Origin of the sequence: Neobacillus piezotolerans (genome assembly GCF_003362805.1) — a bacterium.
Lineage (GTDB): Bacteria > Bacillota > Bacilli > Bacillales > Cytobacillaceae > Bacillus_D > Bacillus_D piezotolerans.
In genome coordinates, this window is the sequence record NZ_QNQT01000004.1 from 62,580 (window position 1) to 88,247 (window position 25,668).

Below are 25,668 nucleotides of genomic sequence, written 5' to 3' on the forward strand. Positions count from 1 at the left end.
AATTATGATTATGAAGGAAATTCCTAAGGCTAGCGGACAAGTTTGCTGAAGAAGGAATTTCAACATTTTGCTTGAATATATCTGTGTAAAGACTAAGATAAAAGGCTATTTATGTTATTGATTTCAAACATACTGGCTGGAAATACTTCGAATTTGAGGGTTCAGACAAGGCTTTAATTCAAAAAGAAATGTTATTAGGAGGAAGGTATGGGGATTCCAGTTGCGGACAGACTGCGATGGGCAGTGGAACAGCTGGCGGTTGGCCCTTCCGATCGGCTTCTTGAAATCGGTTGTGGGAACGGAGCAGCGGTATCTTTGATTTGCAGCAGCTTGGAGGATGGAACCATTTTGGCCGTTGATCAATCGGCAAAGAGGATCCTTTCTGCGATGAAAAGGAACACTTCGTATATTTCGGAGGGAAAGGCGAGTTTTCTTGCCTCATCGTTTTGCGAGGCCGATTTGGGTCAATATATTTTCGATAAAATCTTTGCGGTGAATGTAAATTTGTTCTGGATGGAAGCTGCGCGGGAGCTCGAAATCATAAAAGAGCGATTGTTGCCGGGCGGTGCTGTATATTTGTTCAATCAACCACCCAATTCGAACAAGGTTCGGGATATTACGGAAAGAACCACCTACAATTTACAGAATGCCGGTTTTGCGGTCAGATCCGTCATAATAGGGGATCAAAAACCGATACCTGTCCTATGTGTAATTGGGAATCACAATGGTTAGAACAAAAGTTTGAATTTTCCCTCTCCCAGGACCAAATATAGGACTTTTTATAGATGTTGCTCCCTTGTGGCGGTACTGTCTTTTTCACTAAACTGAAAGTGAAAAACAGTAAAACAAAGGAGTGGTTATTGTGAAGGAGAACATTCAACGGAGTTTCGCAAGTACGATAGGAGGAATCTTTTTTATCCTATCAGCGGTTGTTCAGATTGTTGCTTTATTCGGTCCCCCTTTAGCTGGAGATATTGAATTCCTGGACTGGGTTCTTGAGAGGCCGGGTTATACACTGTTCTTTACATTCGTTGTGTTGGCAATTACGCTTTTTAATGTACCGGCACTTATTGGTGCAACCCACCGGGTGATCGGGCGCGGAAAGTGGCTTGCTTACATTGGATCCACTATGGCATTGATAGGAAACTTTTTCTTCATTATTCTGGTGACAGAAGCCCTCTCTTATCGGGGAATGGCAACTTTAGATCGCGAACCGATGGCTGAATTTATGCAATGGACCTTTGATACACCAATCTACTTTGTACCACATCTCCTCTACCTTTTGTTTTTCTACATTGGAATGATTATCCTCACAATTGGGCTTTACAAAGCAAGACTGGCTTCTTTTTGGCTAGTTGCCGCAGCTATATCCCAGATCGTCGCAGGTATTCTCGATTTGGGTGCTGCCCAGGAATATGTACAGGGAATTGTCATTCTTGCTGTCTTTGGGGGGATTGGCCATACATTGATAAAGAATCCTCAGAAAGAGATTGTTTCAGCAGAAAGTACAATAATTGATGTGCAATAATTCCTAAGGAACTGCTGCGAATAAATCCTTTTAGCTTGGGGGTGCTGCCGTGCAAGTGAACTTGCTTAAAGTATGTAGAATACTGGCTATCCCTGTAATTGCTGCTGCGGCAGCACTTTATATCCTGAATTTCCCTATCGTCTATTCGGAACTTCAACAAATTTGTGATACATGTTCAATGACGATTAGGATGAAGGAGGAATTGTCTTCACTGGGATGGACCTCAAACGGCTATGGACTGTATCTGCTTCTGCTGTCTATGTTTTTTTCCATAGGCAGTGTTTTTCTTGGGGGATTGATATTCTTTAAACGCCCCAATGATCCGATGGCCCTTCTTGTGGCCGCCACTCTTGCTGTTTTCGGCCTGGTACTGACAATCACAGATAGTTTTTATGAAGCTTACCCGGCACTTATCATCCTTGGCAAATTAACAAGTTTTTTTGCAACAGCCCTTTTTGGTGCAATGATTTGTTGTTTTCCCGATTTCAAAACTACGCCAAAATGGAGTTACTTTCTTGTTATCCCGTTGTTTCTTCTTGAGCTGCTGCGTAATTTTCTTCCTTTTCCTATAGAAGATTTGTTCTGGCAGGATTGGCTGTATCATGTTGAATGGGTATTGCTGCTCGCCATGGGAGGCACACAAATTTATAGGTATCGGAAGCTTTCCACCCCCCTTCAAAGAGAGCAAATTAAACTTCCAGTTATCGCTTTCTTGCTTGCCGTCGTATTAATTATCATATCTGTGCAATTTCCCACCGGCCTCTTATGGGGCAATCTCGTTGGGGAAACTTTGTACTTTGCCGCACTTTCGTTAATCCCTCTTTCATTCTTTTTAGCAATTATTCGTTACCGGCTTTGGTTCATTAAGCCGCTTATAAACAGGACAATTCTCTATGTGACGCTTTCGATGGTTTTGCTCGGCATTTATGGAGGGGTGATTTTTGTTCTTAGTTCTGCCCTCCATGTTAAGGGATCTTCTTTTATATCGCTGATTGGAGCTGTTGCCGTTGCGGTTTTTGTCCAGCCATTGCATAACAGGCTGCATGGGGTTATTAACAAGCTTATGTATGGCGATCGTCATGACCCTTACGCTGCACTTGTTAAGCTCGGCAACCGACTGGAGGAGACCTCATCACCCGAGCTTGTTTTGAATGCAATTGTTCATTCGGTGAGGGATGCACTCAGGCTGCCATACGTATCGTTGGTTTGGCCAAATGGGAAAATTGCTGCCGAATCGGGGATACCCCTTCTGCAATTAAAGGTTGTTGAAGTGGTATACAAGGGAGAACGGGTTGCCGATCTGGTCTATGAACCTTCCGAAAGAGAGGAAGATTTGCCAAAGGAGGACCGTGAAATATTGAAGGAACTGGCTCGTCAGGGTGGGGCGGCAATTCATGCAATCCGTCTAACCCAGGAATTGCAGCAATTCAGGCAAACTCTTGTCACGACGCGTGAAGATGAGAGGCGCAGGCTCAGGCGGGATCTCCATGATGGGCTGGGGCCCGAGATTGCTGCTTTTTCTTTTAAAATTGCGACAGCAAGGCATCTTTTAAGGAATGACCCACATGAAGCGGACATAATTTTAAAAGCTTTGCAGGGTGACATCCGAAACGCAGTGGATTTAGTTCGAAACCTGGTCCATAATCTAAGGCCGCCAGTACTTGATGAGTATGGACTCGGTGGCGCAATATCAGAAATTGTAAGGGCATACCAAAGTACGGATCTCGATATTAAATGTGATATCCCTTTTTCGCTACAAGCTTTGGATGCCGCAGTTGAAGTGGCGGCATACAGGCTTATACAGGAAGGATTTGCAAATGTTGTGCGGCATTCACATGCTTCCGAAGTCCATCTCATATTATCTCTACAGAAAGGCTGGCTGAATGTGACTATCGAGGATAATGGAATAGGAATGCCGTCAATAAGGCGTCCGGGTGTTGGACTCACCTCTATGAGGGAGCGGGTCGAAGAACTTGGAGGTACTTTTTCAATTGCAGGGGGAGCGGGAGGTGGAACAGTCATTCGGGCGGAATTGCCAAATCGGAACGGGGGAGAGGAAAATGCCGCAATTGCGGGTATTGCTGGCCGATGATCATCCAACATTCAGGGGAGGGCTATTGGCCCTGCTAGAAACAGATCCTGATATGTTGGTAGTTGGGGAGGTAGGTTCAGGAGATGAAATCATTCAAATGGCGGATGAGTTGAAACCGGACTTGATCATCATGGATATCAAAATGCCAAACTGCAACGGAATCGAAGCCACCAGACAGATACTGCAGAAGAATCCTCAGATTCGGATTCTTATCATGACAATGTTTGAGGATGACCATACAGTTGCAGCCGCAATGCGGGCAGGTGCAAAAGGCTATATTTTGAAAGGTGCGCTTCCTGACGAAATTATGCGTGCAATAAGGGTGGCAGCGGATGGCGGGGCCATTTTCAGCCCCGATATTGCTCTTCGTTTTATAGACTATTTTGACCAAATACGGCCTGGAGTCCAGGAGGGAACGCTTTCGCATCTGACACCCAGAGAACTGGAGATTCTTGATTTGATTGCTAAGGGCAGTCGAAATGGAGAAATCGCCGAGAATTTATTCTTAAGCCCAAGTACAGTTCGCAATCATATTACCAATATATTAAGCAAGCTTCAGGTTGCAAATCGGGCTGAAGCAATCCGCAAGGCGAGAGATGCCGGTTTGGGGATTCCGAAGGGCGAGTGAATTAAGAAATCAATTATTGGCACAGAGTCAAAAGATGATGTGCATGCGTTGCTTGGTTACTTTGGGGAAAAGAATCATAATGGCAATGGGGAAACAAAAGAAGGTTCCATTCAATTGCAGTGAATGATAAAGTAAATGCAAATTGTTTTTAAAATAAACAGAGGCCCGTATGGTTTCTGTTTATTTTTTTTTGGCCGTAGGAGTTTACCGGCATGTTATGCTTTTTTAAAATAACAATAAATTTTTGAAACTTTTCTTGAGCATAGAATCCACTAATTAGTAAAGGGGGTCAAAAAAGTTGGAGAATGAACACCACCGGCTAGTTAAAAAAGCGATAAAAGGCAATAAGAGAGCCTTTGAAAAGTTGCTTCAACAGCATTATGAGCAAATTTACCGGACTGCCTATCTTTATGTACATAACGAAGAAGATGCGCTGGACGTTGTACAGGAGGCAGCCTATCAAGCGTTAACTTCTATCCATTCGTTAAAGAATCCGGAGTATTTCATGACCTGGCTCACCAGGATTGTTATACGCTGCTCGGGGCAGTTGCTAAAAAGAAAAAGCAATGTTGTACCGCTGAGCGACGAAATAGTAACAAATCTGCCGGACCAGGGAAATCCAAACATCGACGAATCACTGCAGCTGCTTACTACAATTCAGCAGCTGAAAGAGAATTACCGTACTGTGATTATCTTATTTTATTATTACGATTACTCAATAAAGATGATTAGCAGTTTCATGGAAATTCCCGAGGGTTCCGTAAAAACTTACTTAAGTAGAGCCAAAGCGGAGTTGAAGAAGTCATATAAAAATGAGGAGGGCAAATGCCATGGATAGCAGGGAATTCAAAACAACAATAGAGCAAATACCTGTACCGAAAGAAAAAGTATTCAGTGCCATATCCCAAGGGATAAACAAGGAAGACAATAGGGGAAAGGTAAAGAAAAAGAAGGTTCTTACAGGTGTGGCGACTGCTGCTGCTCTTCTTGGAATCACCGTTTCCTCGGGATTTGTTAACCCCACAATGAATAAAGTTTTAGCGAAAACCCCTTTAATAGGCGGCATTTTTCAAGAATTTAATGATTCGACAGGCGTGGAATTAGCCAACCAGGATGCAGTTACAGAATTAAACCAATCACTCACAAAAAATGGGGTGACTGTAAAACTGACCAGCGCATACTTTGATGGCAGTGTGGTATCCATTACCGGATTTGTCGATGATGATGTTGAAAAGGGTGGTAATGAAAAAGGGGAAGTAAGCTTTGATCTTAACTTCGAACACTATAAAGGTGATCATGACCCTTGGCTTCGCGGAAAGTCAAATAACATTAAAAAAGTGGAAAATGGCTATAACTTTCAATGGAAAATGGACTATCCATATAAATCATTTAAGGAGAATTCTACTCTTCCTATAACGATTCATAATATCAACGGGATTAAAGGCGAATGGAAATTTGATATTCCAATCCAACAAGAAAAAAATCGTACGCTTGTTATTAATCAGGAACAAGGATACCCGGAAGAGGCGGGCAAAATCCGTATAAAAGAGATTCTTACCGCAAAAGCGTCATCTTCGCTAATTTATGAGACTGTGGAGAAATACAAGGACGATGATATTTATATAGAAAAAGCAATCGATAATAGAGGAAAAGTGTACAGGTTTGAAAACCCAACATTTCTTGAGGGATCGAAACAGGAAGATGGATATCATAGTATCGTTCGGACAGAGATGACCAAGCTCAATTCTGATATCACTTCACTTACCTTTTATCCTCGGTTATCTGCGGCAGATCCAAAAGTACAACAGCTTCTGAATAAGAAATCATTCACCTTAAAAAGCACCCGTTTTAATCTAGGCCTGCAGGTAAATGATGTTACTCAAAAAGGCAAGGAATTGGTAATAGATTATCAGCTTACAGGGCTTCCGAAGGATTTGAGTGAACGTAGACTCGAAATAATTAAAAATAATTTAGAATACATTATCTGGTTGGTTGATAAGGATTACTTAACAGAAATCGACCCGGACAATGCGTGGCCTCCTAAGAACCACGGTATTCCATTTAATAAAGTAAAAATGATTGATAAGGAAACAGCGCGCTTTCAATCCACTTTTGACTTAAACGGGGAAGAAAGGATTGAGAACTTTCAGCCTGAAAATACAATGATGCTAGTTGATTTTTCGAGCTTTGTCCCAGCTAAGGAATTAAAACCATTTACAGTTGAACTCCCTAAGAAAGAATAGACGCCTGAGTGTTGCCATTTACACTTAACACATGTCGAAGCGATTGCGAAAATAATTTTTAAAAAAGGACTAGGGTTGTTTTAAGAAGTGTATTCCATTTGAAGTTGGGCATATCCCGCAGATTCTAAGATATAGCCGCTACCCGTTTTAAGGGGAGCGGCTTTTGCGTTTCCTATTTTGATTGGCCAGTTCCCTTCAGTTGGATTGAAATCCGCTTCTGTTCCGCCGAGCGAATAATGCTTTGGAGAAGACTATTTGTCTAAGAGAATTTTACTAATTTGATTTTGAACGAAAAGTCTTGTACACCTATATATAACGATTATTAAAATGCATCCAACTTATTAGGTGTCCTGCTTAATAGGGAAAACCTCAGTGAAAGAGGAATAGAAGATGAATGAAGATACAGAAAAGGTTATCCACCTTGAGCATGTCCATTATTCAGTCGGATCAGTAAAGATTATAAAGGATATTACTGGGTACATTTCAAAAGGGAAAATTACGGCGCTTGTCGGCCCTTCCGGCGCGGGTAAAACAACATTATTCCGCCTGATTAATGGATTGATTTCACCAACCAAAGGCCAAATCCGCATATCGGGGAATCATATTGAGGAATACGAGCCGACCGAGCTTAGAAGAAATGTCGGCCTTGCGCTTCAAAATGCAACGATGCTCAGCGGCACTATTTATAAAAATCTGGCATTGCCACGAACACTGAAAAAGGAAACACTTTCGGAGGATGAAGCTGCTGAACTGTTGGCATCAGTGGGCTTGGAAAAAGATTTATTGAAGCGAGACGTAAAAGACCTTTCCGGCGGCCAGAGGCAAAAGGTATCCATCGCGAGAACCCTCGTCAACCGGCCAAAGATTTTATTGCTCGATGAAATTACATCCTCACTTGATCGTGTTTCAAAGCAGGAAATCGAGGAGCTCATCGTTCGAATCAACAAAGAATTTCACGTAACGGTTATGTGGATTACTCATAATCTGGAGCAGGCCATACATATTGGGGATGAGACATGGGTGATTATGAATGGGGAGCTGTTGGAGTCTGGTGAAAGCAAGCTCCTTCTCCAGCCAAAAAATGACCTCGTAAAACTGTTTGTGAAGGGGGACATCGAATGAGCTACCTGGCATTATCCTTTAGCCTTGTCTTCGTTCTCATCCCACTTCTATTATCGAAGGCGTTAAAGCTTGAACTTGAAAAAGATATCCTGATTGCTACCATCCGTTCAATTGTTCAACTTCTTATCGTCGGTTATATCCTGACATTTGTATTTGAGTCGGACCATATCATTTATACGATATTAATGGTTGCGCTCATGATTGGAGCCGCAACTCAAAATGCCAGAAAAAAGGGGGCAACCATTCAAGGGATTACGAGGAAGCTCATCCTCACTTTTGTTTTTGTCGAGCTGCTCACGCAAGGTATTCTGCTAGGATTGAATATTACTCCTGCAGAGCCGCAATATATCATTCCGATAAGCGGGATGGTTGTAGGGAACTCGATGGTTCTTGCCATCCTGTTCTTAAACCGTTTTACCGCAGAAATAGAGTCAAGACATGATGAAACAGAGTTGATTTTAACTCTTGGAGGTACACCGAAGCAAGCTATTCATATCCCTTTAATTACGTCCATAAAGGCAAGTTTGATTCCCACGATCGAAAGCCAGAAAACAATCGGGCTCGTTCAGCTTCCAGGGATGATGAGCGGCCAAATTATCGCCGGGGCCGACCCTGTTCAGGCAGTACAATTCCAGTTGTTGATTCTGTTTCTATTGCTGGTAACTGCCGCTGTTACCAGCATCCTGCTCGGTTTTCTCTCCTATCCGACATTATTCAATAAACGGATGCAAATGCTCCGGTTTTAAAAAGGGATAAAACACAAGTCAATCGTCTGTTTTTTTAGTGATTTCATAAAGCCGAAGTAATTTAGACTACGCCATGATTAAAACGCAATAGTGTAAAAAGGGCGACTCCTTATGAGTATGCCTTTCTTCATTTTCCGGACTCAAAAAAATGTTATCCAGGTTCGGGAAAAGGCGTGATAAAAAGTGTCGAAAGAGGGAAAGAACATGTATAAACCCCGCAGAAAGGATAATTAAATGTCAGGAATAAAAGATGAAATCATTTTAAGAGGGCTTAAAGAAAATAATCTTAAAAATGTAGATTTAAACATCCCGAAAGAAAAAATCATTGTCTTTACGGGTATTTCAGGCTCAGGGAAGAGCTCAGTGGTTTTCGATACCTTGGCAACAGAAAGCAGAAGACAAATGACGCTGAACTATCCTCACTATTTGAGATATCAAATGCCAAGGTATGAACGGCCCCATGCCGACCTTATGCAAAATTTAAGCCCGGTTGTAGTAGTAGAACAAAGGCCAGCAGGCGGCAATTCCCGTTCAACAGTGGGCACCTATATGGATATCGATCCATTAATCAGGCTTTTGTTCTCGAGAATAGGAAATCCGCCCATAGGTTCTGCTACCGAATTCTCAAGCCAAAGTTCCTTTGGCAGATGTCCTCAATGTGGCGGATATGGGGAAGTCATTACGCCGGACATAAATAAGCTTGTCGATTTCGATAAATCCCTCCGAGAGTATGCTGTCAGATTTAAGCCGTTATCCCCTTCAGGCTGGCAGGGCCATTGGATGATGACCTGCGGATTATTTGATCCGGATAAACCACTAAAGGACTACCCGGAAGAAACACTCCACCTGTTCTTATATGGTCCCCGGGAAGGCGAAAGAGCATATGCGCCGTTCCACACAAAAAATGGGCCCCATAATGCCGAGTGGGATGGGCTATTGCCGAGATTTACGCGTGTCTATATAAATAGGGATATCTCAAAATTAAAACAAATATCCCAGGAAGATGTATTGGCAGTGTCATCCCATTCACTGTGTCCGTTGTGCTTTGGTTCAGGGCTGAACCCAAAGGTATTGGAATGCAAAATAAATGGCCTGAATATCGCGGAGTACGATCAATTGGAGCTTCCGGAATTACTGGGAGAACTAAAGAAAATAAAAGACCCAATGGGGGAGTCAATCGCTAAACAAGCAATCCCCTATGTAACACAATTAGTCGACATGGGACTGGGTTATTTGAGTCTGTCAAGAAAAATGGGCACCCTTTCCGGGGGTGAAGCTCAAAGGGTGAAAATCGCCCGTCATTTAGGGAGCAGTTTAAACAATATTACCTACATTTTCGACGAACCAAGCGCGGGGCTCCATCCTGAAGAAGTGAATATGTTAATTCAGATGCTAAAAAGGATAAAAGACCAACATAATACTGTAATCGTAATCGAACACAATCTATCCGTCGTTAAAGTAGCGGATGAAATAATAGAGATGGGTCCGGGAGCAGGTGTGAATGGAGGAGAAGTGGTCTACCAGGGAAAAATAGAAGGATTAAAAAACACCCCAACCGCAAAAGCGTTAAATCGGAAGCTAAAAATAAACAAACATCCAAGGACTATAAAAAATTATTTTGCAATAAGGAGAGCAAGTAACAATAACTTAAAAAGCGTGAATATCGATATTCCAAAAAATGTCCTGGTTTCTGTATGCGGAGTATCCGGTTCTGGCAAAAGCTCCTTGCTATTGGAAGCATTCACGCAAAAATATCCATCCATAACGGTCGGGCAGGGAGGAATCGGAATCTCCAGCCGTTCGACCATGGCTACATATATGGGGATAATGGATGATATTCGCGCGATAATTTCAAAGGCAACTGGACAACCGCCGGGATTGTTCAGTTTTAACTCATTCGGAGCATGTCCTGTGTGCAAAGGAAAAGGCGTTCTAACGCCGGAGGTAGCATTTGCGGATCCAGTGACAATTCCTTGCGAAGCATGTGGAGGAACAAGATACTCGGATGAAGCACTTTCGTATCGATATGAAGATAAAAATATCGTAGAGATTTTAGATCTTACGATAGATGAATCTATTGACTATTTTAAATCCCCAAAAATCCTAAAGAGAGTGAATATGCTAAAAGAGGTAGGGTTGGGGTATCTAACCTTAGGGCAGACGACAAGTTCTTTGAGCGGAGGGGAAACCCAGCGCCTGAAACTTGCTAGCCATTTACAAAACGAAGGGCAAATCTATCTGTTAGACGAACCATCCTTAGGGTTACACGCTGAAGATGTTGAAAAACTCCTGGATGTATTTCAAACCCTTGTAAATAGAGGTAACTCTGTCATCATAATCGAACACAATCTGGACTTCATAGCGGCGAGCGACTGGATAATAGAAATGGGCCCTGGAGGAGGAAGGCAAGGCGGACAAATTATATTTGAAGGCACGCCTGAAGAGATGCTAAACGCAGAGACATTGACAGCGAAATGGTTAAAGGATGGAGTTAGAAAAGATCTTATTTGAAGTGTAGGATTATGTTAGAAAGTTATATTGAAGTGTTACCCTTATACAGGCGAAGCTTTAGCGAAAAGCAAGCGGAAACCAAGCCGGTTTCTGTTTGTTTTTTTTTGCGTGCCAGGCATGGAATATGAAGAAAAGGCTTATCCTCACTCCTTTGCACATGGACAGTTTGATAAAAAGTGGCCAAGCGTGGTATAAGTGTAAAAGAAGCTTCGGCATAGTGCTTCTTATTTTTGGGATAAGGGGTTGGCATGTTATCCCATACTGAAAGGAAATGAATTTGAAAATGAAAGATAATTTTTGGCGTGAATTACCACGGCCATTCTTTATACTGGCACCAATGGAAGATGTGACGGATGTTGTTTTTCGCCATGTCGTAAGTGAAGCAGCACCGCCTGATGTGTTTTTTACTGAGTTCACAAACAGTGAGAGTTATTGCCACCCAGATGGGATTAAAAGTGTACGCGGCCGTCTGGCTTTTACAGAGGATGAACAGCCGATTGTTGCCCATATCTGGGGAGACAAGCCCGAATACTTCCGGCAAATGAGTATTGGCATGGCCGAACTTGGGTTTAAGGGTATCGATATCAATATGGGCTGCCCTGTGCCGAATGTGGCGCAGCACGGGAAGGGAAGCGGCCTGATTCGCCGCCCGGATGTTGCGGCAGATTTAATACAGGCAGCAAAGGCTGGAGGATTGCCTGTAAGCGTCAAGACCAGGCTTGGTTTCTCGGAAATAGGCGAATGGCAAGGCTGGCTCACGCACATATTACAGCAAGACATTGTGAATCTTTCCATCCATCTGCGTACACGAGATGAAATGAGTAAAGTGGATGCCCATTGGGAGCTGATTCCGGAGATTAAGAAACTTCGTGACCAAGTGGCGCCGGATACACTTTTGACGATCAATGGGGATATTCCTGACCGCCAAACAGGCTTGAAGCTCGCTAATGAATACGGTGTGGATGGGATTATGATTGGGCGCGGCATTTTCCACAATCCATTTGCTTTTGAAAAAGAGCCGAAAGAGCATAGCAGCAAGGAATTGCTTGATCTCCTAAGGCTGCATCTGGTTCTCCATGATCACTATTCACCAATAACGCTACGTTCGTTCAAGGCTCTGCACCGCTTTTTCAAGATATATGTCAAAGGATTCCGCGGGGCAAGTGAACTAAGAAATAATTTAATGAGCACAGAGTCAACTGAGGAAGTACGAGCAATGCTCGATGACTTTGTGTCGAAGAATTCCGATATAATGGGGGAGCAGTAGAAGTGAATTCTGGCCACCAGGTAATATTTGTCCATGCGTCGGCAAATTACCTGGTGGCCAATCCTTTATAGCCAGACTTTACTGCTATACCCCGAAATTCAGTTGGCTCCGTTAATTAATCTACAACCCCTATTACCAGGTGATTGCTGAGCATAGCTGAAATCCTGGCAGGCTGTAAATGCCCACTTATTTATTTCTTTCCCTAAGTTCTTCTCCGAATATAAGCCCTGATTTAATTTAAATTTATCCCAAAAAATATAAGCAGTAAATACAAGAGAGAAAAGAAGTAGAAATAGTTTAAAAAAGAGTAATATTTCTGAAAATAAAGACAACCTTTGTTTTTTATAATTAAGCTACCTATATATAACGGTATTTAAAAGGAGAATACAAAATGAAAACAAAGATAATGGGAAGATATGTGATTGGCTTCGATGGGGACGATCATGTCATTCTTGAAAATGCTGAAGTTGTCTATGAAAACAATACGATTATTTATGTAGGAAAAAGTTTTCCGGGGGAAGTTGATGAAGTTATTGATGCTGGAAACGCCGTTATTAGCCCTGGATTTATTGATTTAAATGCATTAAGTGATATTGACCATGATATTTTACATTTAGAAGCGGGCAGTGATAGACAGAAAAACCTGCTATGGTCAGAGCAATATGTTAAGAACGGATATCATGAGGTCATGACAGCAGAGGAAGAAGCTTTTAAATCACTCTATGCATATTCTCAATTGATTCTACATGGTGTGACTACCGCGATGCCGATTACATCTGTTTTTTATAAAAAGTGGGCAGAAACATATGATGAGCTGGCCGCAGCAGCCAACCATGCCGGCAAATTAGGATTAAGGATTTATTTAGGGCCAAGTTATCAATCCGGGATTAGAGTTGTGGAACCGGATGGCAAGATCAAACTTTATTGGGATGAAGATGCCGGCAGAGCAGGTCTCGAAAGGGCCGTAAAATTTGTTGAAGAATTTGATGGTGCTTTTGATGGATTGATCAAAGGAATGCTGGCGCCGGAACGAGTTGAATGCCAAACGAAAGAAAGCCTAATACAGACGAAATATTATAGTGAGCAATTAGCTGTACCCATAAAACTGCATGCGGCTCAAGGAAGGTTCGAATATCAAACAATTTTCGAAGAACATGGGGTAACCCCAATCCGTTATCTGTATGATCTTGGTTTTTTAGGACCAAAAACCGGAATCCCTCACGCTCACTTCATTGCTGGGTATAGTGAAGCACACGTTGGTGATGGAGATGATTTAGCACTTCTTAAAAAAACAAATACAACCGTCATACATTGTCCATTGATTATTGGACGGCATGGGTCTGCAATGGAGTCGTTTGCCAAATATAAAAGGACTGGAATCAACCTGGCACTTGGAACTGACACATTTCCGCCAGATATGTTCCAAAACATTCGAACAGGCAGTATGCTATCACGCCTAATCGAAAAGGATTTGGAAGACTCAACCTATGCAGACTTGTATCGGGCGGCAACGATTGGCGGTGCCGACTTCCTGGGCAGAAAAGACTTGGGTAGAATTGCTCCGGGTGCGAAAGCCGACATCATTGCGATAGATCTGGATGGGTATCATATGGGAGTGCTGGATGATCCAATCCGGACCATGATTGTCAGCGGCAGTGGGAGAGATGTTAAATTATCCATAATTAATGGGCGCATTGTTATGAAGGACCGACTAATACCAGGCCTTGATTTAAAGGAAGTCAAAAACAGAGGGCAAAAGTATTTTGATAAGATGAGAAACGGTTACTTGGAAAGAGACTATCAGCAGCTTCCAGAGGAGGAATTGTTTAAACCTTCCTTCAGGAAAGTCCATTCTATATAAAGGGGGAAATTTAATATGAATCAACGATATTGGTTAAAGAATGTGCGTTTAGAAACTGGATTTAATAAAGAAAATGATAGAGTAGTGGGCACAATTACAGAGATTGTGAATCTATTTATTTCAGATGGTAGGATAACTGAATTGGTAACCTCCAAGGATGTTCCAAACGGGGATCTCCCCGTTATAGATGCAAAAGGGCTGCTTTTAATTCCCTCTTTTATCGAAAAACATGTTCACCTTGACAAGACTTATATGGGTGAGGCATGGAGAGCATGTATTCCAGCATCAGGTGTGATTGAACGATGCGAAATCGAAAAAAATATCCTGGCATCCATGCCAGCCAGCACACAGAAGCGTGCAGAAGCTTTGCTGGAAGTTTTGTTATCATATGGGTCCACACATGTGAGAACCCATGTTGACATCTACCCGGAAGTGGGGGTGCAAAACTTGGAAGGTGTCAAGCGGGGACTGGAAACTTACTCGAATAAAGTAAGTTCGGAAATTGTTGCCTTTGCCCAGCATGGATTGCTGCGCCAAGGAACGGTGCAGCTTATGAGAGAAGCTGTACGAAATGGCGCGGGAATAGTAGGTGCCGTTGATCCTGCAACCGTTGATAATAATATCGAAGCGTCATTGGTTCAGTTAATGGATTTGGCTGTTGAAGGCAATGCGGATATTGATTTGCACCTGCATGACCCAGGACATTTAGGGACTTTCACGATGAAACGGCTGGCATATTTAACGAAACAAGCTGGATGGGAAGGAAGAGTAGCTGTTAGCCATGCCTTTGGACTTGGTGACGTTTCAAAGGGAGAAGCGATTGAAATGGCACAAATTCTAAGAGATGCCGGTATATCGATTGTGACCAGTCTCCCAGGCGGCAGATCGATACCCCCAGTTGACTTGCTTACGGAATGTGGGGTAAACGTCGCTGTTGGAAATGATAATATTTATGATTCTTGGTGGCCGACAGGTAACGGTGATGTCCTTGAAAGAGCCGGCCGCCTTCTTGAACGATACAGATGGACGGATGAGGTTTCACTTGGGCAATCTCTTAAATATATCACAGGTGGTATCACTCCGCTGGATAGGGAGGGGAACCAGACTTGGCCGAAACCTGGAGACGCAGCAAATATGATATTGGTAGATGCCAGCTGCTCTGCAGAAGTCATTGCAAGAAGGTCAGCCCGCAAAGCAGTTTTTTATAAAGGAAACATTGTTTCAGGCGCCATTAATTAAATATAGATATATAGAGGGTGAATACTCATCCTCTTTTTTTTGAGAAGTAAAAAAGTAGATATATTGTAAAACATAGTAAAGATATCGAAAATAAAAAGACTGAATATTTCTTATAATTAGAAAAACGTCATTACATTAAAACACCACAGGAGGATATAAGGAATGAGATTAAAATTAGGGATAGGGAAATTATTCGTAGTTATGTTGATAATCCTCGTCATTACTGGCTGTTCAACCGGCCAGAAAAACAGTAGTACCGCCACTGGAAAGGGGAAGACAGATAATGGCGGAACTCTGGTGATTGCACGTTTATCAGATGCCGAGAACTTAGATCATCAGTTTATGTCAACCATCAATTCAGCTAGCGTCACACACAACAAAATTTATGAAGGATTAGTCGGGAGAGATAAAAATGCCGAGATTAAACCTTTGTTAGCGGAAGAGTGGAACCAGCTTGATGATTTAACATGGGAATTTAAGTTAAGAAAAGGGGTTACATTCCACGACGGCACCGAATTTAAAGCAGATGCGGTGAAGGCGACCTTCGACCGTCTGTTAGATCCAAATGTCGGGTCACCAAGAGCCATAGTATTTAAAATGGTAAAAGAAGTAAAGATTATTGACGACTATACTGTTCAATTTATCTTAAGTGAGCCGTTTTCACCTTTACTCTCGATTCTAGCAAGCCATGAAGGCGGAATTATTGGTCCAAAAACAATTGAGAAATTTGGAAAAAATATCATCAATGAACCAAATGGTACAGGTCCATTTGTTTTTGAATCCTGGGCATCGGGGAAAGAAATTGTCTTTAAAAAGAATGACAATTACTGGGGAACGAAAGCGAACGTAGATAAGGTTACATTTAAGGTTGTCCCTGAAGAGACAACGAGAATCTCAATGCTGGAAACAGGAGAGGCGCAAATCGCCGAACCACTATCCGTTCCAATGATGGACACAGTGGAATCATCCCAAGCAAGTAAAGTTTATCGAAGTGAGGGATATGGAACGGAGTTTATCGGTTTTAATGTACAAAAGGCACCATTCAATGATATCCGTGTTCGGAAAGCCATTTCCCATGCAGTTGAAATGGATTCGATTATAAAAGGTGTATTCAATAATGTCGGAAAAAAGGCCAATTCAACAATGGGTTCACAGGTTTTCGGATATCACCCAGACCTTAAAGCCTATGATTATAACCTTAACGAAGCGAAAAAATTACTTGCCGAAGCAGGTTATCCAAACGGCCTTGAAATAAACTTATTAACAATGGATAGTAAAGAAAGAATCAATATGGCGGAAGTACTTCAATCGCAATTAAAAGGGATTGGGGTCAATGTTAAGATTGAGGTTATGGAATATGGTGCATTTGTCCAAAAATTATATGGCGCTGATACCCAAATGTTTTTATTAAGCTGGAGAAATGCTACTGGTGATGGTGATTATAACCAATACAATCAATTTCACTCGTCCTCTCACGGAGCATCAGGGAATGCATTTTTCTACAGCAATAAAGAGGTTGACAGCTTAATAGAAGCTGCACGCCGAGAAAAAGATCAGGAAAAACGTAAAGAACTATATGCTAAGTCACAGGAATTGGAAATGGAAGATGCGGTTTACATCCCAGTCCGTGTAATTGAAAACCTTGCAGCAATAGGTAAAAACGTTGAAGGTTTCTCAATGAGCCCTTCAGGATATTTGGAAATAAACGAGGTTAAAATTAAATAATCTTTGATAAAAGGGATACCCATGCTGGGATATCCCTTTTTATCATTTCTATTTACTGACTTGCAATTCTTTTGTTGTTTAGGAATCGATACAGTAAGACAATCAAACAAATGATAGTGGAAAGGGCAAAGCTCAACAAAATCGCTGCAAAATCATCCATCACTAATAAAAGTAGGGATCCACCCGATGCTCCGATAATAGCAGAAAAGGGGACAATGAACGGCTGTACCTTTTTACTAAGAATGATCATAAGCATGGGACTTATTATAGCCGCATAAATATTCCCAAAGAAAAACAATAATTTAACCGGAGCAGGAGATTGGATGGCGACAATTATAAGTAAGACTAAACAGATTGCACCAGAGAATAGAATGGTGTATTTCCATTTTTCCTCGTTCGTAGGGGTATGAAAAACCCCCATGATATTTTTTACAAACAGGCTTGTCGTTGCGGTTAGCTCGGCGCTGATAGCTGAGGCGATAGCGCTTAAGCAAAATACAACAAATAAGAGAATTAGGACAGTTGATTGAATTTTGTTTACTAGTTCAGGAAATAAAGAATAAATATTTTCGAACCCTTTTCCAAATAAAACAATCATTAATAATGAAGAAAATGCCAGAGGAATGGTGGCCCAGATTAATCCTGTTAAGGCGAAAGTTAGGCGAATCTTGCTTTTTTTGAGAATAAATATTCTCTGCCAAGTGGCCGGGTCTATTAAAATTTGTCCGAAAAAAACGAATATGGCAGTAAAAATAAACCAAAAGGCATCGGTGTTTTTTATATAAAATAAGTAAGGATGATATAATTTTATCCCGTCATATACGGGGTAAATGCCATCCTGGATAAAAAAATAGACAGGAATAATCAGGACAGCTGCAAAGATGACGGTAACATTTACACCTGCCAGCTGATGCAGTCTCTGCATCCCGCCAATTCCTCCTATAAAAAAACAAAACGATAAAAAAACCAGCATCCCTAGAAATACTGGAATTGGAAAAATCATGTGGATCACAATTCCAGCTCCTGCTGCCTGGATGAATAAGGAGCAGAGACTTGTAAACAGAAGCACCGTCATCATGCACCAATAGCCGTTAGCTGTTAATCTTTGCTGCAATACATCCCCGATTGTTTGCTGATTCGGAAAATCCCCGTAAATTTTTTTTGCCAACAGACCGAATAAAATAAGGCAGAAAGCTCCAACTAAAGAATAGCCTATACCACCAATCAATCCATATTGAATCAATGTTTGGGGCGAAGAAAGAATCGTATTTCCTGTTACCCAACGGGCTAACAAACTAACAACCCCAAAACTAACCCCAAGTTTAACCGTACCGCTAATATAATTGTGATGATCCATCTTATTCAATGAAAGGACTCCTTTAGCCGATAATCCCTGGGTGATTGTCCAGTCGCTTTCCGGAAAATTTGGCTAAAATAATGCTGGCTGTTAAATCCGCATTTTTCGGATATCGTACTGATGCTTAATTCGGGGTATTCAAGGAGCATTTTTTGTGCTTCCCTTAAACGATATTCATTTAAATATTCGGAGAAGCCCATCCCGACTTCTTCGTGGAATTTTCTGCTTAAATAGGCAGAGTTAATATGAATCTTTGAAGCCAAATAATTTAACGTTAATTTTTCACTATACTCCTGATGGATGATTCTTAATGCGTTTACTATTTGTTCCGAATAGCGTCCCAATCTCTCATATTTGCCTAACACAGAGTTTAGTTCTTCTTCAATAATCGGCTTTGTGATGTAATCGACAACACCAAGTCTGATTGATGTTTGGGCATATTGAAAATTTTGGAATGCGGTAACGATAATGATGTCCATGGAGTAAGAACCCATTAACTCTCCCGCCAATTCCAATCCGGTTTTACCTGGCATTTGGATATCAAGGAAGGCAAGGAAGATGTCATGCTGCTTAACGATTTGCAGTGCAATCGATGCATCTTGAGCCTTGAAAATTTTCCAATTTGGAAATTTCTTTTGAATTAGGTATTCCAGTTGCTCCAATTCCAATGGTTCATCATCTACAAGCAGGATATTCACTGTAGCACCCCCTTAAATTTCCAGATTTAGCTTGAAAGGAAAAATAGCTAAAACTCTTGTCCCATTCGCTTCGTTAATTAACTGTACAGATGTTTCACTGTTTGGGAATAATAAATCGAGCCTTTTAGTAATGTTCTCTAAACCTAATCCGCTTTTGTAAGAAAACTCTTCATGATTTTCAACAGAGTTGTTCCATACCGTTATATGGATTTCCTGATGCTTTTTCTCGATGGATATTTTTAAAAAAGCCTCCCCGATAACTTTTTCAAAGGCATGTTTAAAAGCATTTTCGACAATGGTCTGTATTAAAAAAGGGATGGTTATCGCTTGTGTTATGTTTGCATCGAATGAGAATTCATAATGAAGTCTTTCCCTAAATCGGATTTTTTGTATTTCTAAATAATAATTCACATAGTTAAGTTCATCTTCGATGGTAATAAAGGTATTGTTTGTTTGATATTTAAACTTAAGTAACTTTGATAGAGTTTCAATCGAACGGATTAATTCTGTTTTTCGCTCCAGCCTTGCAAGACTTAGGATTGAATTTAACGTATTGAAAAGGAAATGGGGCTGAATTTCTTGGTTTAATTGATTATAAAGGGCCTTTTGCAGCTCCCGTTCTAAAGCAATTTCCCGCTTTTGCTTTTCCAGCAAATCAATTCTCTTTTCAAAAATAAACAAAAATAGCAAGGTGAATGCCCCGAGCAAAGGTGCAAGGACAGCAATCATGATACTAAGGGAGAAGGCTTCCACAGTTAACATAGATGAGGATCTCCTTTAAATGAAGAAAAGGGAGGCTCGTTCTGCTCCCTTTTTTAATATACTATTTTATAGCATTTTAATATTTTTTGAAAATAATTTTTTATGCAAACTTTTCCGCATAGTGGCAACTGACGATATGATTTTCCCCCAGTTCCCTTAAAGCGGGTTCTTCGTTCTTACACATTTCCGTTGCAAATGGGCAGCGTGTGTGGAAGCGGCAGCCGCTGGGCGGGTTGATAGGCGAAGGGACATCCCCTTTTAACATAATCCGCTCTCGTTTGATTTTTGGATTTGGAACAGGAATGGACGAAAGCAATGCCTGCGTATAAGGATGAAGTGGTGAATCGAATAAATCCTTTTTGTCCGCAATTTCAACTACTTTACCTAAGTACATGACCATGATCCGATCCGAAATATGTCTTACTACACTTAAATCATGTGAAATGAAAAGAAAAGTTAAGCCAAACTGCTTTTGGAGTTTCTTTAATAGATTAAGAATTTGCGCTTGGATCGATACATCCAAGGCTGAAACAGCTTCGTCACAAATGATTAATTTCGGATTGACGGCCAGGGCCCTGGCAATGCCAATTCTTTGGCGCTGTCCGCCGCTGAATTCATGGGGATAGCGGTCGAGCGCTTCAGACGGGAGACCTACATAGCCAAGCAGTTCAAGCATTCTCTCCATCCTTTTAGGTTTCGCAACCACATCCTGAATCGCCATCGCTTCATTTAAAATTTGTTTTACTGTTTGGCGAGGATTGAGGGAGGCGAAAGGGTCCTGGAAGATGACCTGTAAATCGCCTCTAAGTTTTCTCATTTGTTTCTTATTTAAATCGAGAATGTTTTGCCCGGAATAAAAGACTTTTCCGCCGGTTGGCTCATCAAGCCTTAGAATTGCCCTGCCAGTGGTTGACTTGCCACACCCCGATTCGCCTACGATACTTAATGTTTCGCCTTCGAATAAATGGAAGGATACATCATCAACCGCTTTTACATATGCTTTCGGCTTAAAGATGGAGTCTGTTTTAACAGAGAAATATTGTTTTAAATGTTCCACCTGCAATAATACTTTCTTTTCCGTTGCAGTCTGCATTATTTAACAGCCTCCATTTCCTCAGCTTCACCTGTCCATTGATCCGTATACATCCAGCAGCGAACTTTAACTCCATCAGGTTGTTCAATCAACTCGGGCTGTTTCTCCAAACAGATAGGTTGTTGGAAAGGGCACCTGGATGCAAATCGGCAGCCCGCTGGCAGGTTATAGGGACTCGGGACACTGCCTTCAATTGTTTGCAATTCTTCTTGATCCTCATGGATTTTAGGCAGGGATGCCAATAGTCCGCGTGTATAGGGATGCCTTGGGTTTTCAAAAATTTTCTCGGTCGGTGCATGTTCAATGATATTGCCGGAGTACATGACTGCAACCGTGTCACATGTTTCAGCGACAACACCTAAATCGTGCGTGATTAATATGACACCCATTCCTAATTTGTTTTGCAAGTCTTTAATTAACTCCAGTATTTGTGCTTGAATGGTCACATCAAGCGCTGTTGTTGGTTCATCCGCAATTAAGACTTCGGGTGTACATGCAAGGGCCATCGCAATCATGACCCGCTGGCGCATTCCGCCGCTTAACTGGAAAGGTTCTTGTTTTGCTCTTTTTTCAGGAGATGGGATCCCCACAAGTTTAAGCATTTCGACTGCTTTTTCCCAGGCTGCCTTCTTACCCAAATTTTGATGCAACCTCAATGCCTCTGCTATTTGCTCTCCAACTGGAATGACAGGGTTTAAAGATGTCATCGGTTCTTGGAATATCATCGATATTTCATTTCCGCGGATTTTTCTCATCTCATCTTCAGACAGCGCCACTAAATCCTTGCCTTTAAAAAGGATTTGGCCGCCGGCGATTTTCCCGGGAGGGGAGGGAATTAAGCGCAGGATGGAAAGAGAGGTTATACTTTTTCCGCAGCCGGATTCACCAACGATTCCTAATGTTTCACCTTTATGTAGCGAAAAATCAATACCATCGACCGCTTTACTCACACCGCGTTTTGTTGAAAAATGTGTTTTTAAACCTTTTACTTCTAAAATGAGTTGGTTTGTCACACTCACTAGCACTCACCACCTATTAATTTAATTCAATCCGTTTATTAAAAATGCGATATAGAACATCAACACTTAAATTCACAACCACAAAAACGAGCGAGGCAACTAAAACGCCGCCTTGGACCATAGGAAGGTCACGCATCCGGATTGAGTCAACAATCATTCTTCCTAACCCATTGATCGCAAAAATCGACTCAACTAAAACCGTTCCGCCAAGTAAAGCGCCAAACTGCAAGCCGACTACGGTTATTACCGGAATTAATGCATTGCGCAATGCGTGCTTATAAACAATGACGCGTTCACGAAGTCCTTTAGCACGGGCGGTCCGTATGTAATCCTGTCGAATCACTTCAAGCATGCTCGATCTTGTCATTCGGGCAACTATTGCCGCGCCGCCGGCTCCTAATGTAAGCGAGGGAAGGATGACATGAAGGATGCTGTCCCATCCAGCTACCGGAAGGATTTGCAATTTTACAGAAAAGAAATACATCATCATCAAACCAAACCAAAAGCTTGGTAATGAAATCCCCAATAAGGCAACAAGCATGACAGTTGTGTCGGTAAAGGAATATGGTTTTATGGCAGATATGATGCCAGCAGCCACCCCTAAGACAATGGTGATGATGATGCTGAAGAAGGCAAGTTCTATTGTGATAGGCAATCGTACCAGTATTTCATCAAGGACTGGTTGGTTGTTTTTTAAGGAAACGCCGAAATCTCCACGGAAAACGTTTATTAAGTAATCAAAATATTGTAGGAAAAGCGGCCTATTCAATCCCAGTTGCTCCCTAAGTGCTTCAATCGTTTCTTTAGAAGCGCCTTCTCCAGCAAGCAATACGGCTGGATCGCCTGGTACAAGCTGCATAATAAAAAACACAACAAACGTTACCCCGATTATGACTGGGATGGTTTGCATTAATCTTCGTAATATAAACATCAACATGGTGGTCAGCCTCCTTCTATTTTTTCATTCTTGGATCAAATGCATCACGTAAGCCATCACCAAAAATATTAAAACCTAAAACTAGTATCGAAATGGCCAGCCCTGGGAAAATAGCGATATAGGGTGCGGAGAATAAAAAATCCCTGCCGCTGCTTAACATCGTCCCCCATTCTGGAGACGGCGGCTGGGCTCCAAGTCCAAGGAAGGAAAGGCCTGCTGCTGAGAGAATGACGGTTGCAAGCCTAAGCGTGCCTTGCACAATGATAGGTGAAAGAATATTAGGTAAGATATGCTTGAATATAATCGTTGAATCGTTTGCTCCTAGGGAGCGGATGGCATCAATATATTCCAGCCGTTTAACTTCCAGGGTGGAGCCTCGGACGATTCGTGCAAATAACGGGATAGAGTATGCGCCTACCGCAATCGTTACATTGGTTAAACCTGGACCAAGGGCGCTGATAATGGCCAATGCAAGCAATATTCCCGGGAATGCCAATAAAATATCCATAATCCGCATAATGGTCGAATCAATCCATTTCCCGTAGTAGCCTGAAATCAGCCCGAAAATAATTCCGAAAAACGCTCCAAAGATTACCGCGGTTATCCCAATACCCATTGAAAGCCTCGACCCATATAAAATCCTGCTTAAAATATCTCTTCCTTTATCATCGGTTCCCATCCAGTGCTCAGCTGATGGAGGCATTAATTTATTTTCCAATTTAATATCATATGGATCATAAGGAGCGAGTAATGGTGCGAACAGGGCAACAACTATATAAAATAGAATGATGATAGCCCCGACCATTGCTGCCTTATTTTGAATTAAGATGGATAAGGAATCTTTCAATTTAGATTCCTTAGGCAGATTTATTGTTTGTGTAACTGCTACTGGTTGTTCAGTTTTGGATTCCAGTTCCATATAAAACCCTCCTTGTTTTTTTTGAAAGAATACGCTGTTAGTCCTTCTACGGATAAAATTAGTTCTATTGAGTTAGTACAAAATTATCAAAATTTAAGTGAAAGTAAATATTTTTCAAATGAATTGTCAATATACTTAAAAATGTTGTAAATATTCTGTAAATAATTTGACGAATCTTTTTCTATAATGCAGATAGGGATGGTAAAGAATAATTTCTTTTGAATCCAGAATAGTCGGAAAATAAAAAACAGAGGAAAGGCGAGACAAAAAATGGGGAAAAAAAGACGAACTGTAAAAAAGGGCATGCTGCTAGTATTGATTGGTTTAATGTTAGTGATTGCGTCAGCATGTTCCACAAAACCAACTTCTTCAAATGTAGGTGTTGCTAAAAAGGGAGAGGAGAAGCAAGGGGCTACATTAACGGTTGTTCGGCTCTCTGATGCAACGAAATTGGATCCGCATTTTATTACTGATATTCCGTCAGCAAATATCATCTACCAGAAAGTCTATCAGGGGCTAGTGGTTCCAGATAAGGATTTTAAAATTCAGCCTCTTCTTGCAAAAGAATGGACAGTAGTTAATGATACAACATGGGAATTTAAATTAAGAGATGATGTAACATTCCATGATGGGGCGCCTTTTAACGCTGAAGCTGTTAAAGCAACCTTTGATCGTTTATTAGATCCAAATACAGGATCGCCGCAGCGTGAGAAGTTTTCAATGATTACCGAAGTAAAAGTAATCGATGAGTATACTGTACAATTATTGCTGGCTTACCCTTACGCACCATTGTTATCGATTCTGGCCAGCCAGGAAGGCAGCATTCTCAGTCCTAAAGCGATTGCGGAGAATCCAGAAGGATTAGCCGATCACCCTGTTGGAACCGGTCCATTTGTATTTGAAGAATGGAAGAGCGGCCAGGAAATATCATTAAAGAAAAATGAAAACTATTGGGGCAAGAAGCCTACTATCGAGCGCGTCGTATTTAAGGTAGTACCTGAAGATGCTACTCGTCTCGCGATGATTGAAACAGGAGAAGCACACATAAATGACCAAGTTCCTGTCACTGAAATTGAACGAATTGAAGCGTCGGATAAGATGGATTTATACCGTACAGAAGGACTTGCTGTAGAATATGTTGGTTTTAACACAAAGAAAAAACCGCTCGATGATGTTAAAGTCCGTAAAGCCATCAGCCATGCTATTGAAAGAGAAGCGATTATTAAAGGTGTCTATAATAACGTTGGAACCCTGGCTAACGTAGCAATGAGCCCTAAGGTGAATGGGCATAGCGATAAGGTTCAGCCTTATGATTATGATCTGAATGAAGCCAAGAAATTGCTAAAAGAAGCGGGTTATGGAAACGGGCTCAAGATTTCATTGCTGACTAGCGATCGGAAAGAACGTATAAACATGGCAGAGGTTATTCAATCTCAATTAAAAGGAATTGGCGTGACGGTTGATATTCAAGTAATGGAGTATGGTGCGTATATTGAAATGGCCAATAAAGGAGAACACGATTTATTTATTGGCGGTTGGGGAAATGCAACTGGGGATGGAGACTACAATCAGTATAATTTATTCCACTCTGCATCACAGGGCCCTGCAGGAAACCATTTTTACTATAGTAATCCAGAAGTAGACGAAATGATTGAAGCGGCTCGTAAGGAAACAGATGAAGCCAAACGTTTAGACCTTTATGAAAAAGTTATGCAAAAGGAAATTGATGATGCTGTTTATATTCCAATCCGTAACTATGAGCATATGGCTGTACATAGTAAAAAAGTAAGTGGTTATTGGTTGAATGCAGCGAATTATCTAATGATTGATGATGTAGTAATTAAGTAAATGATAGTTAAATAATCAGTGGAAGAGTACTTTTGTGAAAAAGTACTTTTCCTATTTCAATAATAGGAGGATT

The 25,668-nt window shown here is 41.4% G+C and carries 20 protein-coding genes and 1 pseudogene; 14 read left to right on the plus strand and 7 right to left on the minus strand.

Annotation, left to right across the window (positions count from 1 at the left end):
* Positions 1-207: 207 nt before the first annotated feature.
* From DRW41_RS11350 to DRW41_RS11410, 13 genes and pseudogenes are all read left to right on the plus strand, one after another.
* Entirely contained in the window at positions 208-732 is a 525-nt protein-coding gene (locus DRW41_RS11350; RefSeq protein ID WP_115452122.1) for a class I SAM-dependent methyltransferase, read from the plus strand.
* A 130-nt stretch (positions 733-862) separates the two neighbouring features.
* Positions 863-1,528: a hypothetical protein gene (locus DRW41_RS11355; protein ID WP_115452123.1), complete on the plus strand. Its 666-nt coding sequence runs from the start codon at positions 863-865 to the stop codon at positions 1,526-1,528.
* Between the two features lie 49 nt (positions 1,529-1,577).
* A complete protein-coding gene (locus DRW41_RS11360; protein ID WP_115452124.1) occupies positions 1,578-3,620 on the plus strand; it encodes a sensor histidine kinase in 2,043 nt (680 codons plus the stop codon).
* Complete coding sequence (locus DRW41_RS11365; RefSeq protein WP_115452125.1) at positions 3,589-4,248, plus strand: response regulator; 660 nt, start codon at positions 3,589-3,591, stop codon at positions 4,246-4,248. Before DRW41_RS11360 ends, DRW41_RS11365 begins: the two co-directional genes overlap by 32 nt.
* 298 nt (positions 4,249-4,546) lie before the next feature.
* Entirely contained in the window at positions 4,547-5,086 is a 540-nt protein-coding gene (locus tag DRW41_RS11370; protein ID WP_115452126.1) for a sigma-70 family RNA polymerase sigma factor, read from the plus strand.
* Positions 5,079-6,491, plus strand: a complete 1,413-nt coding sequence (locus DRW41_RS11375) for a DUF4179 domain-containing protein (RefSeq protein ID WP_181884517.1) — start codon at positions 5,079-5,081, stop codon at positions 6,489-6,491. The genes DRW41_RS11370 and DRW41_RS11375 overlap by 8 nt, the downstream gene beginning before the upstream one ends.
* 489 nt (positions 6,492-6,980) lie before the next feature.
* Positions 6,981-7,613 (plus strand): annotated as a pseudogene (locus DRW41_RS11380) (ABC transporter ATP-binding protein); the annotation flags it as partial.
* Complete coding sequence (locus DRW41_RS11385) at positions 7,610-8,359, plus strand: ABC transporter permease (RefSeq protein ID WP_115452129.1); 750 nt, start codon at positions 7,610-7,612, stop codon at positions 8,357-8,359. The pseudogene DRW41_RS11380 and the gene DRW41_RS11385, both read left to right, overlap by 4 nt.
* 234 nt (positions 8,360-8,593) lie before the next feature.
* A complete protein-coding gene (locus tag DRW41_RS11390) occupies positions 8,594-10,870 on the plus strand; it encodes an ATP-binding cassette domain-containing protein (RefSeq protein WP_115452130.1) in 2,277 nt (758 codons plus the stop codon).
* A 283-nt stretch (positions 10,871-11,153) separates the two neighbouring features.
* Entirely contained in the window at positions 11,154-12,137 is a 984-nt protein-coding gene (locus tag DRW41_RS11395; protein WP_115452297.1) for a tRNA dihydrouridine synthase, read from the plus strand.
* Between the two features lie 391 nt (positions 12,138-12,528).
* Positions 12,529-13,998 carry an amidohydrolase family protein gene (locus DRW41_RS11400; RefSeq protein WP_115452131.1) on the plus strand — a complete coding sequence of 490 codons (1,470 nt, stop codon included), beginning with the start codon at positions 12,529-12,531 and terminating at the stop codon, positions 13,996-13,998.
* Positions 13,999-14,013: 15 nt separating this feature from the next.
* Positions 14,014-15,237 carry an amidohydrolase gene (locus DRW41_RS11405; RefSeq protein WP_115452132.1) on the plus strand — a complete coding sequence of 408 codons (1,224 nt, stop codon included), beginning with the start codon at positions 14,014-14,016 and terminating at the stop codon, positions 15,235-15,237.
* A 162-nt stretch (positions 15,238-15,399) separates the two neighbouring features.
* Positions 15,400-16,962, plus strand: a complete 1,563-nt coding sequence (locus tag DRW41_RS11410; RefSeq protein WP_115452133.1) for a glutathione ABC transporter substrate-binding protein — start codon at positions 15,400-15,402, stop codon at positions 16,960-16,962.
* A gap of 52 nt (positions 16,963-17,014) precedes the next feature.
* Here DRW41_RS11410 and DRW41_RS11415 read toward each other — a convergent pair whose 3' ends face one another.
* From DRW41_RS11415 to DRW41_RS11445, 7 genes are all read right to left on the minus strand, one after another.
* The gene (locus DRW41_RS11415; protein ID WP_115452298.1) at positions 17,015-18,319 is read right to left on the minus strand and encodes an SLC5/6 family protein; all 1,305 of its coding nucleotides are present in this window, start codon (positions 18,317-18,319) and stop codon (positions 17,015-17,017) included.
* A 5-nt stretch (positions 18,320-18,324) separates the two neighbouring features.
* A complete protein-coding gene (locus DRW41_RS11420; protein ID WP_115452134.1) occupies positions 18,325-19,017 on the minus strand; it encodes a response regulator transcription factor in 693 nt (230 codons plus the stop codon).
* Between the two features lie 12 nt (positions 19,018-19,029).
* The gene (locus DRW41_RS11425; RefSeq protein ID WP_115452135.1) at positions 19,030-19,779 is read right to left on the minus strand and encodes a sensor histidine kinase; all 750 of its coding nucleotides are present in this window, start codon (positions 19,777-19,779) and stop codon (positions 19,030-19,032) included.
* Between the two features lie 100 nt (positions 19,780-19,879).
* Entirely contained in the window at positions 19,880-20,872 is a 993-nt protein-coding gene (locus DRW41_RS11430; protein WP_115452136.1) for an ABC transporter ATP-binding protein, read from the minus strand.
* Positions 20,872-21,885 (minus strand): ABC transporter ATP-binding protein, encoded by a 1,014-nt coding sequence (locus DRW41_RS11435; RefSeq protein ID WP_181884530.1) that lies wholly within the window; start codon positions 21,883-21,885, stop codon positions 20,872-20,874. Before DRW41_RS11435 ends, DRW41_RS11430 begins: the two co-directional genes overlap by 1 nt.
* A 22-nt stretch (positions 21,886-21,907) precedes the next feature.
* Entirely contained in the window at positions 21,908-22,828 is a 921-nt protein-coding gene (gene nikB / locus DRW41_RS11440) for a nickel ABC transporter permease (RefSeq protein WP_115452138.1), read from the minus strand.
* Positions 22,829-22,844: 16 nt separating this feature from the next.
* Positions 22,845-23,747, minus strand: coding sequence for an ABC transporter permease (locus tag DRW41_RS11445; protein ID WP_115452139.1), 903 nt, complete (start codon positions 23,745-23,747; stop codon positions 22,845-22,847).
* Positions 23,748-24,017: 270 nt separating this feature from the next.
* Here DRW41_RS11445 and DRW41_RS11450 point away from each other — a divergent pair, with 270 nt between their 5' ends.
* Positions 24,018-25,595 (plus strand): glutathione ABC transporter substrate-binding protein, encoded by a 1,578-nt coding sequence (locus DRW41_RS11450; protein WP_115452140.1) that lies wholly within the window; start codon positions 24,018-24,020, stop codon positions 25,593-25,595.
* Positions 25,596-25,668 lie beyond the last annotated feature (73 nt).